The 12,078-nt window shown below is 45.4% G+C and carries 12 protein-coding genes; 2 read left to right on the forward strand and 10 right to left on the reverse strand.

Features of this window, described 5'->3' with window-relative positions:
• Position 1: 1 nt before the first annotated feature.
• The 6 genes from murC to KXZ66_RS15315 form a co-directional block, all read right to left on the reverse strand.
• Positions 2-1,300 carry a UDP-N-acetylmuramate--L-alanine ligase gene (gene murC, locus KXZ66_RS15290; RefSeq protein ID WP_015714530.1) on the reverse strand — a complete coding sequence of 433 codons (1,299 nt, stop codon included), beginning with the start codon at positions 1,298-1,300 and terminating at the stop codon, positions 2-4.
• Positions 1,301-1,549: 249 nt separating this feature from the next.
• Positions 1,550-4,408 carry a DNA translocase SftA gene (gene sftA / locus KXZ66_RS15295; protein ID WP_163138222.1) on the reverse strand — a complete coding sequence of 953 codons (2,859 nt, stop codon included), beginning with the start codon at positions 4,406-4,408 and terminating at the stop codon, positions 1,550-1,552.
• A gap of 159 nt (positions 4,409-4,567) precedes the next feature.
• Complete coding sequence (gene ytpR, locus KXZ66_RS15300) at positions 4,568-5,173, reverse strand: YtpR family tRNA-binding protein (protein WP_003229269.1); 606 nt, start codon at positions 5,171-5,173, stop codon at positions 4,568-4,570.
• Between the two features lie 15 nt (positions 5,174-5,188).
• Positions 5,189-5,998, reverse strand: coding sequence for a DUF1444 domain-containing protein (locus KXZ66_RS15305; RefSeq protein ID WP_009967991.1), 810 nt, complete (start codon positions 5,996-5,998; stop codon positions 5,189-5,191).
• Between the two features lie 14 nt (positions 5,999-6,012).
• Positions 6,013-6,336 carry a thioredoxin family protein gene (locus KXZ66_RS15310; RefSeq protein WP_003229265.1) on the reverse strand — a complete coding sequence of 108 codons (324 nt, stop codon included), beginning with the start codon at positions 6,334-6,336 and terminating at the stop codon, positions 6,013-6,015.
• A 38-nt stretch (positions 6,337-6,374) separates the two neighbouring features.
• The gene (locus KXZ66_RS15315) at positions 6,375-6,491 is read right to left on the reverse strand and encodes a hypothetical protein (RefSeq protein WP_004399150.1); all 117 of its coding nucleotides are present in this window, start codon (positions 6,489-6,491) and stop codon (positions 6,375-6,377) included.
• A gap of 78 nt (positions 6,492-6,569) precedes the next feature.
• Between KXZ66_RS15315 and KXZ66_RS15320 the strand changes: the two genes are divergently transcribed.
• Positions 6,570-7,016 (forward strand): YtoQ family protein, encoded by a 447-nt coding sequence (locus tag KXZ66_RS15320; protein ID WP_003229263.1) that lies wholly within the window; start codon positions 6,570-6,572, stop codon positions 7,014-7,016.
• A 54-nt stretch (positions 7,017-7,070) separates the two neighbouring features.
• Here the strand turns inward: KXZ66_RS15320 and KXZ66_RS15325 are convergent, their stop codons facing one another.
• Positions 7,071-8,144: a M42 family metallopeptidase gene (locus KXZ66_RS15325; RefSeq protein ID WP_151870106.1), complete on the reverse strand. Its 1,074-nt coding sequence runs from the start codon at positions 8,142-8,144 to the stop codon at positions 7,071-7,073.
• 158 nt (positions 8,145-8,302) lie between these two features.
• Between KXZ66_RS15325 and KXZ66_RS15330 the strand changes: the two genes are divergently transcribed.
• Positions 8,303-8,620, forward strand: coding sequence for a PepSY domain-containing protein (locus KXZ66_RS15330; protein ID WP_151870105.1), 318 nt, complete (start codon positions 8,303-8,305; stop codon positions 8,618-8,620).
• A gap of 52 nt (positions 8,621-8,672) precedes the next feature.
• On the opposite strand, the gene KXZ66_RS15335 is transcribed toward KXZ66_RS15330, so the two are convergent.
• The 3 genes from KXZ66_RS15335 to trmB form a co-directional block, all read right to left on the reverse strand.
• Positions 8,673-10,373 (reverse strand): NAD-dependent malic enzyme, encoded by a 1,701-nt coding sequence (locus KXZ66_RS15335; RefSeq protein ID WP_014480576.1) that lies wholly within the window; start codon positions 10,371-10,373, stop codon positions 8,673-8,675.
• Positions 10,374-10,455: 82 nt separating this feature from the next.
• The gene (locus tag KXZ66_RS15340; RefSeq protein ID WP_032726424.1) at positions 10,456-11,301 is read right to left on the reverse strand and encodes a YtnP family quorum-quenching lactonase; all 846 of its coding nucleotides are present in this window, start codon (positions 11,299-11,301) and stop codon (positions 10,456-10,458) included.
• A 69-nt stretch (positions 11,302-11,370) separates the two neighbouring features.
• Entirely contained in the window at positions 11,371-12,012 is a 642-nt protein-coding gene (gene trmB, locus KXZ66_RS15345; RefSeq protein ID WP_021480321.1) for a tRNA (guanosine(46)-N7)-methyltransferase TrmB, read from the reverse strand.
• Between the last annotated feature and the right edge of the window lie 66 nt (positions 12,013-12,078).

Below are 12,078 nucleotides of genomic sequence, written 5' to 3' on the forward strand. Positions count from 1 at the left end.
ATTATGCCATGACGTTTTCGTAGGCTCTCATATATTTTTGGATATCTCCTGCTCCCATGAAGATGAGAACGGCTTTATCATGAGCTTTTAAAACAGATGTGTCATCTTCTTCAATCAGCTTGGCATTATGAATTTTTCCCTGGAGATCGCCGATCGTCAGCTTTCCGGCATTCTCACGGGCTGAGCCGAAAATATCGCATAAATACACACAGTCAGCGCCGCTCAGGCTTTCTGCAAATTCGTCAAGGAACTGCTGCGTCCGTGTAAATGTATGAGGCTGAAATACCGCGACAATTTCCCGATCTGGATACTTCTGTCTTGCCGCCTCGATTGTCACTTTTATTTCTGTCGGATGATGGGCATAGTCATCAATCAGCACTTGATCCCCAAGCTGCTTCTCATTGAATCTGCGTTTGACGCCCCCAAAGGATTTGAGAGCATGCTTAATGATGCTGGAATCAATTTCTTCATAATGGCATAACGCAATGACCGCCAATGAGTTTAATACATTGTGGTGGCCGTACGCAGGAATATAAAACGTATCATAGAACGTATTGCGGACAAAGACATCAAAAGTTGTCCCTTCCGTGCTTTTTACGATGTTTCTGGCTTGAAAATCATTTTCTTCCCCCGTGCCGTAATACACAACCGGGACGTTCGCATGGATTTTCGGCAGATGCTCATCGTCTCCGCAGGCAATAATGCCTTTGTTGACTTGAAGAGCCATCTCTTGGAAAGCGTCAAATACATCGTCAATGCTTGAGAAGTAATCAGGGTGATCAAAATCAATATTCGTCATAATCGCATAATCTGGCTGATAGCTTAAGAAATGGCGGCGGTATTCGCACGCTTCAAACACAAAGTATTCGCTGTTTTCATTTCCCTGGCCTGTTCCGTCTCCGATTAAGAAAGACGTCGGTTTTGCGTTTTGGATCACGTGAGCCAGCAGACCCGTAGTCGACGTTTTGCCGTGTGCACCCGTAACGGCAACACTCGTGAATTTTTTCATGTAGTCGCCTAAAAACTTATGATAACGTATCACCGGAATTCCCTCAGACATCGCTTTTTCTATTTCAGGATGCGTGTCTGGGAATGCGTTTCCGGCGATGACTGTCATGCCGGGTTTAATATTTTCCGCTCTAAAAGGAAGAATCGTAATATTTCTTTTTTCAAGCGCTGTTTGCGTAAAAATAAATTTTTCGATATCCGATCCTTGGACAGTATATCCATTATCATGAAGTATTTGGGCAAGCGGACTCATACCGGTCCCTTTTATTCCAACAAAATGATAAACAGTCATAATTGTACCTCCAACAAACGTCTATCTGTTCCCCAGTATATGACGCTCATTTCAATTTGCGACCGCGGCGGCTGAAAAGCCTCCCTTAGCGGCGTATTTTATATGTTTTGTTATGTTTAGTATCAGGTTATTTCTTTCCGATTAAACCCAGATATCAAGATTTGTCTATGCACAGCTGCTGTAAAGCGGCATAGCTGTTAAATGCTCTAAACACTATCATACCATGTTTGGTGTGAAAATGAACCCATATTATTCGTTTATTAAATCACTTGCTGTGATCAGCACCTCTCGAGGCTTGCTTCCTTTTGCCTCAGAGATCATGCCTTCCGCTTCCATCATGTCGATCAGCCTTGCCGCACGATTGTAACCGATTCTGAATCTTCTTTGCAGGCTTGAAGTGCTCGCACTGTTTTGCTCTACAACAAACTCACACGCTTCGTAAAACAGTTCGTCCTCTTCTTTCAGGGCTGATCCTTGTCTTACGAGCTCTTCTTGTTCAAATAAATAGGTCGGCGGCATTTGGCTTCTGACGTGGGAAACGACGCGGTCGATTTCCCGGTCTGACACAAAGTTACCTTGCAGACGGACCGGTTTTCCCGATCCGTTTTCCAAAAAGAGCATATCCCCTTTTCCGAGAAGCTTTTCTGCACCGGCTATGTCAATAATTGTTCGGGAATCAACCTGGCTTGAGACAGAAAAGGCAATTCTCGTCGGGATATTCGCCTTAATCAGACCTGTTATGACATCGACTGACGGACGCTGAGTTGCGACGAGAAGATGGATACCGCACGCTCTGGCTTTTTGGGCGATCCGCGCAATGCTTTCTTCCACATCGTTTGGAGCCACCATCATCAAATCTGCAAGCTCATCAATAATGACAACTAAATATGGCAGCTTTTCACCCATTTGGTGTTCAGCGGTTAATTGATTAAAGCGGTCAATGTCGCGAACACCTGAATGGGCAAAAAGCTCATAGCGGCGCTCCATTTCCTCAACGACCCATTTCAAAGCAGCTGTAGCCGCTTTAGCATCAGTAATGACCGGGCTGACGAGGTGAGGAATTTTATTGTAAGGGGCCAGCTCTACCATTTTCGGATCAATCAGCAGCACCTTTACCTCACTCGGGTCAGCTTTATAAAGCAGGCTGACTAATATTGTATTGATGCATACGCTTTTTCCGGAGCCTGTAGCGCCGGCAATCAAGCCATGCGGCATTTTCTTCAAGTCGATAACAACAGGATTTCCTGAAATATCTAATCCCAGCGCAGCTGTGAGCGGTGACTTGCTTGTCCTGAAAGCTGAGCTGCGAATCATTTGGCGCAAATCAACCACCTTGCTCGTGCGGTTCGGCACTTCAATTCCGATCGTATTTTTCCCCGGAATCGGCGCTTCAATCCGAATATCTCTCGCTGAAAGACTAAGTTTAATATCATCAGACAAGTTGGTGATTTTATTCACCTTTACACCTGGTTCAGGATGCACTTCAAATCTCGTGACAGACGGACCCTGGGTTACATGGACCACATTGGCGCGGACATTGAAGTTTTTCAAGGTCAAATCAAGAAGCTGACGCTGTTCTTCGATCCACGCAGCATCATCTTGAACCTGCGCTGGCGGGACATCAAGCAGTGCAACATTCGGAAATACATAGCTGCCGCGGCGCTCCTCTGCTTTTTGCTGTTTATGCGTATCTCTTTTCAGCATCATCACATTAAAAGGAACGGATGGCCCTTTTTGAGAAGATGCGCTTTGTTCAGTCCTTTTCTCCTGTACACCAGGCCTTTTTTTCGGCTCTTCTGAAGCTTCGCGAGGTTTGTCTGCGCGAATTTCCTGCCGGTTTTCAAGAGTTGCAGTAAACGATTTGGAACCCTGCTCCAAGCGTTCAGTTTTCTCAAGCTCTGTATGGCTGTCTGGCTGAACATCTATCTTCGTTTCCTGAGCCTCTCCCAGGGTGTCATAATGATTATTTATTATGCTTTCTGATGGCTCTTCTGATTCTTTTGCCACAGTTTCTGCTTGAGCCAGAGCCTCTGATGAATACTCATGATCAGTAAATAAAGGCTCTTCCTGACGAATGTCCATTTGTTCTTCTTGAACGAACGGGGACTCAGCACCTTCTGCCGCGTTTTCATGGTGATTGTATACTGGGCTGTCTGACGGCTCTTTTGCTTTTTCATCCTCAGATACTGACTCAGTCTGAGATTCAGGAGCTGTTTGCTCTTCATCATGTTCAGCGGAGAAAACAGGCTCTTCAATTTTCTCTGGCTGCTGCTCCCTTTGTTCTTCCTTAGCCGTTGCAGGCTCTTCGCGGCCTACTTCACTGTCTGAAAGCCCTTCAGCCGCCGTATCTGTGAGCATCTCAGGCGGTGTTTGCTTTTCGGCATGTTCAGCTGGGAAGGAAGGCTCCTCTTTTTCCGGCTGTTGAACGCCTGACTCAAATGGCACTTTGTTACCTGACGGCTCGGCTGGCCGTTTCGCCAGCGCCTCATCATGCTCCGTTTCCTTTCTGTTTAAAACGCCAGAAGGCTGTTTTTTAAATTGGGTATCCGGGAAGAAAGGACTTTCTTTTTTGGAATGCGCCTGTGTGTCTGAAGCAGGATAGCCGCGTTCACGTTCGATCTCTTCTGACAGCAGTGTTACCTTCTCTTTTACCGATTTATCCAGTTCGTTCAATGTTTCAGAAGGCTTTTTCGGCACATCCTTTTTAACAGATGGTTTTTGATTGAATCCATAGACAGGCGAAGGGATATTTGTCGGTTTAAACGGTTTCTTCGCCGGCTCTGCTGCTTGATATGTATGCTGCTCTTCTTCATTTCTGGGACGCTCTCTGTAAGGTGCAGCACTTGGACGAGGCGCGGATTTCGGTTCGTCCGATGGTGTGCGGCGCCTTCTCAGGTCATGATTTTTGTATCCGTCAGGCACGACTGGAAAACGGAATTTGCCTTTTGGATATTCATAATATATTTTAGGATCTTCCAATCTTTTTAATTGTCCTTCAGGATGATGTACTTCTTGTTGCTGCGGAATTTGAGCGGGTTTTGTCTCCCGTTCAGCATCCTCTTCGCTTTCGCCTAAAAACAAATCAAAAAATTTATGAAGCCAACTCATAATTTATCTCTAACTCCCTTATAGTTTTCTGGGACGGTTTTTAGTATACCACTGCTGGTCGGCCCAGAAAAGATTAAGCTATCAGCAGAAACAAAGCCGCTAAACAAGGGCTTAGCGGCTTTTCACATGATTCGTTTTTTTTGGCGGATTTATGGGAGTCTAAAACTGAAATGCGTCTCCCGCCTCATAGTCTCCTTCTAACACAAGGATTCCTTTTTCAGCAGGGGCATCCGGCAAATCAAGCTCTTTCGCTGAGCAGATCATCCCGCTTGACGGAACGCCGCGAAGCTCTGCATCCTTAATGACAAGTCCGCTAGGCATCACAGCACCGACTTTGGCAACGACAACTTTTTGGCCTTGGTCAACGTTAGGCGCGCCGCAGACGATCTGAAGCGTTTCTTCTCCTACGTTGACTTTACATACGCTTAATTTATCCGCATTCGGATGTTTTTCTTTTGATTCTACATACCCCACAACAAACTTCGGAGATAAATCAACGACTAATGTTTCTTCAACGCCGTTTCTGTTTAAAATCTCATTCACATCTTGCACGAATGTTTCTGAGAGCGCAACAGGGCCGTTTTCATCAATGGTCAAGTAAGAAGACGCGTTGAAAATGTTGAAGCCCGTTGTTTCTTTTGTTTCGTTATTGAAAATTTTGACGACGTCGCCGTGTTTTTCATAGCCTAATTGTTCGCGTGTCACATCTTGAAGAGAGATCAGGAGCGTGTCTCCCACACCTTCTTTATTATAAAAAGCGTTCATAAGTAAAAATCCTTTCTAATCCTTTTTCGGACGGCTTTTCGCCAGGATAAACACCGGTTCCAGCTTTCCTTCATTGTACAAAAATGAAAGGGCGGTAATCGGGACGGTGCCGCCTGCAAAGAAGCTCATCGACATTTGTCCTAGAATATCATACCCCGATTCATTCCGGATGTCAGCAAGAATCAAAACGTCCTGATGAGGAACAGAGATCGCCAGCTCCCCTTCTGCATGCTGCTTATACTCATTTAAGATCGCTTCGTTCAAAATCCGGCTTGCGTCGTATCCGTCGTTTGCCCTGAAGAAATAAAAGTAATTGCCGGCAACCGTATCCTCTTTGACAACCGTCGGCAGGGAACGGAGATTAAATGCGGCCGTCTCTCTGATCCGCTCTTTTGTCCAGTTTTCTTTCTCAAGCATGCGCTGGTCAATTAAACGGTAGGTTTTCCCGAGATCTAGCGCGTAATAAATTCTTGTCTCTGCGGTATGATCGTCATAAATGAGCGGGATATCTTCGCTGGACTTGTCCGGGAAGGAAGTCGAGCGGATGACCGGATAAATGCGGGTTTCTTTCCCGGTCATTTCCTGAGCCTTCCCTTCCATTGCCGTCATCGCTTCGGAGACATAGTACACGATCTCATCAATGGCTTCGTCTTTTTTCAGTTCCCATTTTGCAATAATCGGCGGCAAATCGAGTGTAATCCCTTTTTTAGTCGTTTGATCCTCAACACGGAGGGTGTCTTTTTCTCTGTCAAACAGAAAGGAGCGATTCTCGTGCTGAAGGCGCTGCTTCAGTATATCTGACAGCTTCCTTGAGGTCATTTTCAAACCGATGTCCTCCTTTACGCTTTAGCGAGAGAGTCTGTTAAAAACTGTTCAATTTCTTCTTTTGTTTTGCGGTCTTTGCTCACAAAACGATTTACTTCTTTTCCTTCATTAAACACCACAAAGCTTGGGATTCCGTAAATTTCCCACTCTGCACATGTATCAATGAATTTGTCACGGTCTACGTAGTAGTAGGTGAATTCAGGGAAATTCGCTTCCAATTCAGGCAGGAAAGGCTCTACAAAACGGCAATCCGGGCACCAATCGGCTGAAAACATAAATACAGACCAATCATCCTTTACCGCTTTTTCCAGCTCTTGAGTTGATTCAATTTTTTTCATTTCATATCCCTCCAGTTGTTTATGTTCTTACATGTTTTTTATCGATACTCGTCCATTTGGATCATACCAAACTGCTTGAGGCAAAACCACTTATATGCAACGAATGAATATGTAAGATTGGCTTTCCCATTATCATTATCATATTTTATTTGCATTATCAAGTTCGTTTCGTTTAACATCGTGTACATGAGGGTAAAATTTACAGATGGACATACATAAGGAGGGATTTTTATATGGAGTTTATCGTCTATTTAGCAGGAGAAATCCACAGCAATTGGCGCGAGGAAATTAAAGAAAAAACAAAATCACTGAAGCTCCCGATTACGTTTGTTGGCCCGATGGAGAATCATGACCGCTCAGACAATATTGGTGAAGAAATTATGGGCGTACAGCCAAATGCCGTTTTAAAGGATGACAAAGCCTCTGACATCAACAACTTCAGAACCGCCGTCCTGATGAATAAAGCAGACTTTGTGATCGCCCTGTTTGGCGAAAAGTACAAACAGTGGAACACGGCAATGGATGCATCATATGCGATCGCAAAAGGAAAACCCCTGATTATCATCCGGCCGGAATCGCTCCACCATCCTTTAAAAGAGCTTTCCAATAAAGCGAATATTACGGTTGAAACCGTTAACCAAGCCATTAAGGCCCTTTCCTATCTATTTGAAACAGAATAAGAAAAAAGCTTGTCGATCCGGGCTTACTGCTCGTTCAACAAGCTTTTATGAAACCTACATATTTTCTTTAATCGCATCCACCGTCTGCTTATCGCAGGCTGTTACAAGTTTGATGAGCATTTCTTTAGCAGCAGCATAATCATCAATATGAATGATAGAAGCGTTTGTATGAATATAGCGGGAACATATTCCGATAACCGCTGACGGCACACCGCTGTTCGAAATATGAACCTTGCCTGCGTCTGTTCCCCCGCCGGATACAAAATATTGATATGGAATATCATGCGTTTCAGCCATATCAAGAACGAATTCCCTCATTCCGCGATGCATGACTGTCGTTCTGTCAAGAATGCGCAGCAAAAAGCCTTTTCCAAGCTGGCCGAATTCATTTTTGTCTCCGCTCATATCGTTTGCCGGGCTGGCGTCAAGGGCGAAAAACAAGTCCGGTTTAATCATATGAGAAGCCGTCTGCGCGCCCCTTAGCCCTACTTCTTCCTGAACCGTTGCACCCGCATAGAGTGTATTCGGAAGCTCTTTACCGTGTAATTCCTTCAGAAGTTCAATGCTTAAGCCGCATCCATATCTGTTATCCCATGCTTTTGATAAAATTTTCTTTTCATTCGCCATCGTCGTAAACGGACAAACAGGCACAATCTGCTGTCCCGGTTTAATGCCGATTTTGATGGCGTCTTCCTTATCATCCGCTCCAATGTCGATCATCATGTTTTTGATATCCATCGGACGGTTTCGCTGCGCATCTGTCAATAAATGCGGCGGTATGCTTGAAATCACACCCGGAACCGGCCCGTTATCTGTTTGAATTTCAACCCGCTGCGCAAGCAAAACCTGGCTCCACCAGCCTCCGAGCGTCTGGAATCTGAGCAGTCCGTTGTCTGTAATGGATGTCACCATGAAGCCGACTTCGTCCATGTGCCCGGCTACCATAATTCTCGGTACGTCCTCTGCGCCTCGTCTGACTCCGAAAACACTTCCCAGTCTGTCCTGAACGATGTCATCGGCATATTTGGCTAGCTCCTGCTTCATAAAAGCACGAACCTGATGCTCATTGCCCGGCGCGCCGGGAAGCTGCGTCAGTGTTTGGAAAAGCGCTTTCGTTTCTTGATTCATGTTTTCCCCTCATTTCTATGTAGTCCTTTTATTTTATTAGAAACAATGAAGTTTTCCAAGCACCCTGACCCAATCTGCTCGATCAGCCGCGTATTGCTTAACAGGATTTGGCTGTTTCTGTATAATGAAAAGTACGATCAACCAGGAGGTGCTTTATTTTGAAATTGCGTCATCTTCTTTTAGGAGCAGGACTTGGAATTTGTACGGCTGTCGTTGTGAAACAATATGTGATGAAGCCTTATATTTCTTCAGAAAAAGCGCTTCGAATTGTAAAATCTGCTTTTAAGCAGCGGGGCCCGATTGACGGATCATGGATTTACACCCAGCCGGAGCCTTACAATTTTAACGGAGAAACGGTACAGGTATACAAAACCGGCATTACACGATCAGCTTTCGGAGAATTAGAACAGTATGAAGTCATGGTGGATGCGAAAACGGGAGAAATTGTTGATGTCATTGATACAATCGCCTCTTAACACCGGACAAGCAAAAAATAGAAGCCGCTGCCTATGCAGCGGCTCTTTTTTATTATATCGCGCGAATCGGTTTGTATACCGGATACCACATCGCATCCTGCACTGCCTGTATAATGTCTTCAGGCTCTTCCGTAGCGACGCCTTCCTTCATTGCGGTTTTTGCAACTTCAACAGCAACGGTTGCCGAAACAGTGCGCAAATCTTCAACTTTTGGAAGCATCGGCGCGCCAGGCACCCCGACATTGACCATACCTGCGATTGCCCGGGCACATGCTTCAAACATGCCGTCGGTAATTAATTTTGATTTTGTAACAATCGTTCCAAGACCGAGACCAGGGAAGACAAGCGCGTTGTTTGCCTGCCCGATATGATACGTAACTCCGTTATATTCAACTGGCGGGAACGGGCTTCCTGTTGTGATCAGCGCACGGCCTTCTGTCCATTCGATTAAATCCTCCGGTTTTGCTTCAGAAAGGGTTGTCGGATTTGACATTGGCAAAATCGCCGGCCGTTTCACATGTGACGCCATTTCTTTTACAATTTCTTCAGTGAAAGCGCCGGAAACTGTAGATGTGCCGATCAGGATCGTCGGTTTCGCCTGCCGGACCACTTCAAGAAGATCAATGCCTCCGCCGTCTCCGTTCCGCTGATAATCCTTCACTTCATCAGCCGAACGGGCATACGGCTTTTGGAAATCAAGAAGCTGATCCATATCATCTGTTAACAGCCCGTTTCTGTCTATGCACCAGAAGCGCTTGTATGATTCTTCTTCACTCAGTCCCTCGCGCACCAATGCTTCCCGCAGCTGTTCGGCAATTCCGATTCCTGCCGTTCCCGCTCCGAATATAACAACTCTGTGATCCCTCAGCGGAACTTTAGACGCTTTTGCACAGGATAAGACTGCGGCCAAAGAAACAGCGCCAGTTCCTTGGATATCATCATTGAAGGTACACACTTTATCTTTATAGCGTTTCAAAATGCTTCGCGCGTTTTTCGCCCCGAAATCCTCCCAATGCAGCAATGCATTCGGAAATGTTTCTCTCGCCAGCGCAACGTAGTCGTCAATAAATTGGTCATAGCGTTCTCCGCGCACTCTGGAATGCTGGTTGCCGACATAAAGCGGATCGTTCAAGAGGCTCTCCTGATTTGTCCCCGCATCTAAAACAACAGCCAGCACTCTGCTCGGATCAATGCCCGCAGCCGCTGTATAAACCGCCAGCTTGCCAATAGAAATCGCGATTCCTCCGACGCCCCAGTCACCGATTCCTAAAATTCCTTCCGCATCAGTGGCAACAATTAAATCGATCGTATCGCTTTGATCTTTATACTGTTTAAAAGCTTCTTTCATACCGTCCGGGTCATCGATTGACAGATAGAGCCCTCGTGGTTTTCTGTATTCATGGCTGTATCTCTGGATTGCCGTTCCGACTGTCGGTGTGTAGACAATCGGGAGCATTTCCCCTAAATGGTCATTTAACAAGCGGTAAAACAGCGTTTCATTCCGATCGTGCAGCGCCGTTAAATAGACATTTTTGCTCAAATCGTCAGGCTGTGCGGAATATTGTTCATACGCTCTTTTCGCCTGATCATCAATTGTTAATACCTTGGGCGGCAGAAAGCCTTTTAAACCAAGTTCTTTTCTTTCTTCCTCAGTAAAAGCAACACCTTTGTTCAAAAAAGGAACAGAGAGCACTTCAAGGCCTCTTAATGTTGTTTGAATGTCTCCTTCGTTTGTTACTTTGAATTGTTTCACCCTGCCTCTTCCTTTCTGAGCATAATTAGTACTAGGTTTGCATTATTAGCCGGAAAACATGCAGGGTAAACATAAAAATATGCTATTGCTTCATTCGCTTGACTGAATCTTTGATGCTTCCGTCCTCCTCCCATTGAAGGGCGCGATACTCGGCATCATGATAAAAAATAAACCAAGCGTCTTTTTCTGCTGCGAACGCCTGCCATTTCTGCTTTTGCGGGATAGAGGTCATCGGATAATCATCGTAAGCCAGCACCCATAGCGGATTGCGGTGGGCATGTGTCGGCATCAGATCTGCCATATGTACGGCAGTTTCACCCGCATCCTCGCATATCAGGACACTGTGTCCGTCGCTATGGCCTCCGGTGTGATGCAGTGTAATACCCTCTGTGATCGTTAAGGTGTCTTCAAAGGTTTTGACTTGGCCAGCTACAGCCTCCCAATTTTCTTTCCAATACGTATTTTTCGACCTGATATTCGGATGGCGCATTTCGTCCCATTCAACAGCAGATGTATAAATCACTGCATTCGGAAAGACAGAGACGAGCCGTTCACCTTCATACTCCGTTAAACCGCATGCATGATCAAAATGAAGGTGTGTCATTGCGATCACATCTATATCGGCAACCGTTAATCCGAGTGCAGCTAATGAGGGTTTCACATTCGACTCTTGTGTCACGCCATAGTTTCGTTTTTGTTTATCAGTCAGCTTGCCGGACCCAATTCCGGCGTCAACGATGATATTGAGCCCATCCTTTTGAATCAAAATAGGGTCTGTCCTTAGTTCAATCTGGTTTTTTTCATTGACTGGATATTTTTTAGACCAAAGCGGCTTTGGCACAACGCCGAACATGGCGCCTCCGTCCATATGCGTCACGCCTCCGTCAAGCCAGGTCAACGTGATGTTTCCAATTTTCATTGTTTCCATTTTCATCCCCCCTGTCATCATGGTAGCAAACGGTCCATAAAAAAAACAGACTCCTGTCAGAGTCTGTCTTTACGTTCTCCATTCAACCTCAGCCCGATAGATCGGCTGGCCGAGTGCAGAGAATTTTTCTTCATATTCTGTCATAATATTGCCTTCGAGATTGCTGTTATGCAAATCAAGACTGACGTATGTCAGCAGGAGGCCGTACTCAGAGAAGCTCTTCAAAGAGTACTCAAACAAACCTCGGTTGTCCGTTTTAAAATGAATCGCTCCGCCTTTGCCCATTACTTCTTCATATTTTTTGAGGAAGTGGGAATATGTCAGGCGGCGTTTTTCATGCCGTTTCTTCGGCCAAGGATCAGAAAAGTTCAAGTAGACCCGTTTCACTTCCCCCGGCTCAAACACATCCGTCAGCGTGTCCGCATCTATATTCAGAAGCTTTACATTCTGCGCTTCGCTGTCTTTTACTTTTTGGACGGCTGTCACGATGACGCTTTTAAATAACTCAATACCAATATAATTGATGTCGGGATTTTGTTTGGCCATACCAGAAATAAATTGGCCTTTTCCTGTACCAACCTCGATATGGATCGGATTGTCGTTGCCAAACACTGTGTTCCATTTCCCTTTATAATCAGCAGGATTGCTGATGGCAATATCTGCGTTTTCAGCCAAAAAGTCATCAGCCCAAGGCTTGTGGCGCATTCTCATATGATTGACACCTCTATCTATTATTTCGACTAACAACATACCATGAATTAAAAAGACCCGCAAGCT

It is taken from the genome of Bacillus sp. LJBS17 (genome assembly GCF_019334685.1).
GTDB classification, from domain to species: domain Bacteria; phylum Bacillota; class Bacilli; order Bacillales; family Bacillaceae; genus Bacillus; species Bacillus subtilis.

Excerpts from the sequence above, each read along its gene's own strand:
- murC (WP_015714530.1), bottom strand. The coding sequence starts at position 1,300 with ATGACTGTTTATCATTTTGTTGGAATAAAAGGGACCGGTATGAGTCCG.
- sftA (WP_163138222.1), bottom strand. The coding sequence starts at position 4,408 with ATGAGTTGGCTTCATAAATTTTTTGATTTGTTTTTAGGCGAAAGCGAA.
- ytpR (WP_003229269.1), bottom strand. The coding sequence starts at position 5,173 with ATGAACGCTTTTTATAATAAAGAAGGTGTGGGAGACACGCTCCTGATC.
- KXZ66_RS15310 (WP_003229265.1), bottom strand. The coding sequence starts at position 6,336 with ATGAAAAAAATTGAATCAACTCAAGAGCTGGAAAAAGCGGTAAAGGAT.
- KXZ66_RS15315 (WP_004399150.1), bottom strand. The coding sequence starts at position 6,491 with ATGCAAATAAAATATGATAATGATAATGGGAAAGCCAATCTTACATAT.
- KXZ66_RS15320 (WP_003229263.1), top strand. The coding sequence starts at position 6,570 with ATGGAGTTTATCGTCTATTTAGCAGGAGAAATCCACAGCAATTGGCGC.
- KXZ66_RS15325 (WP_151870106.1), bottom strand. The coding sequence starts at position 8,144 with ATGAATCAAGAAACGAAAGCGCTTTTCCAAACACTGACGCAGCTTCCC.
- KXZ66_RS15340 (WP_032726424.1), bottom strand. The coding sequence starts at position 11,301 with ATGGAAACAATGAAAATTGGAAACATCACGTTGACCTGGCTTGACGGA.
- trmB (WP_021480321.1), bottom strand. The coding sequence starts at position 12,012 with ATGAGAATGCGCCACAAGCCTTGGGCTGATGACTTTTTGGCTGAAAAC.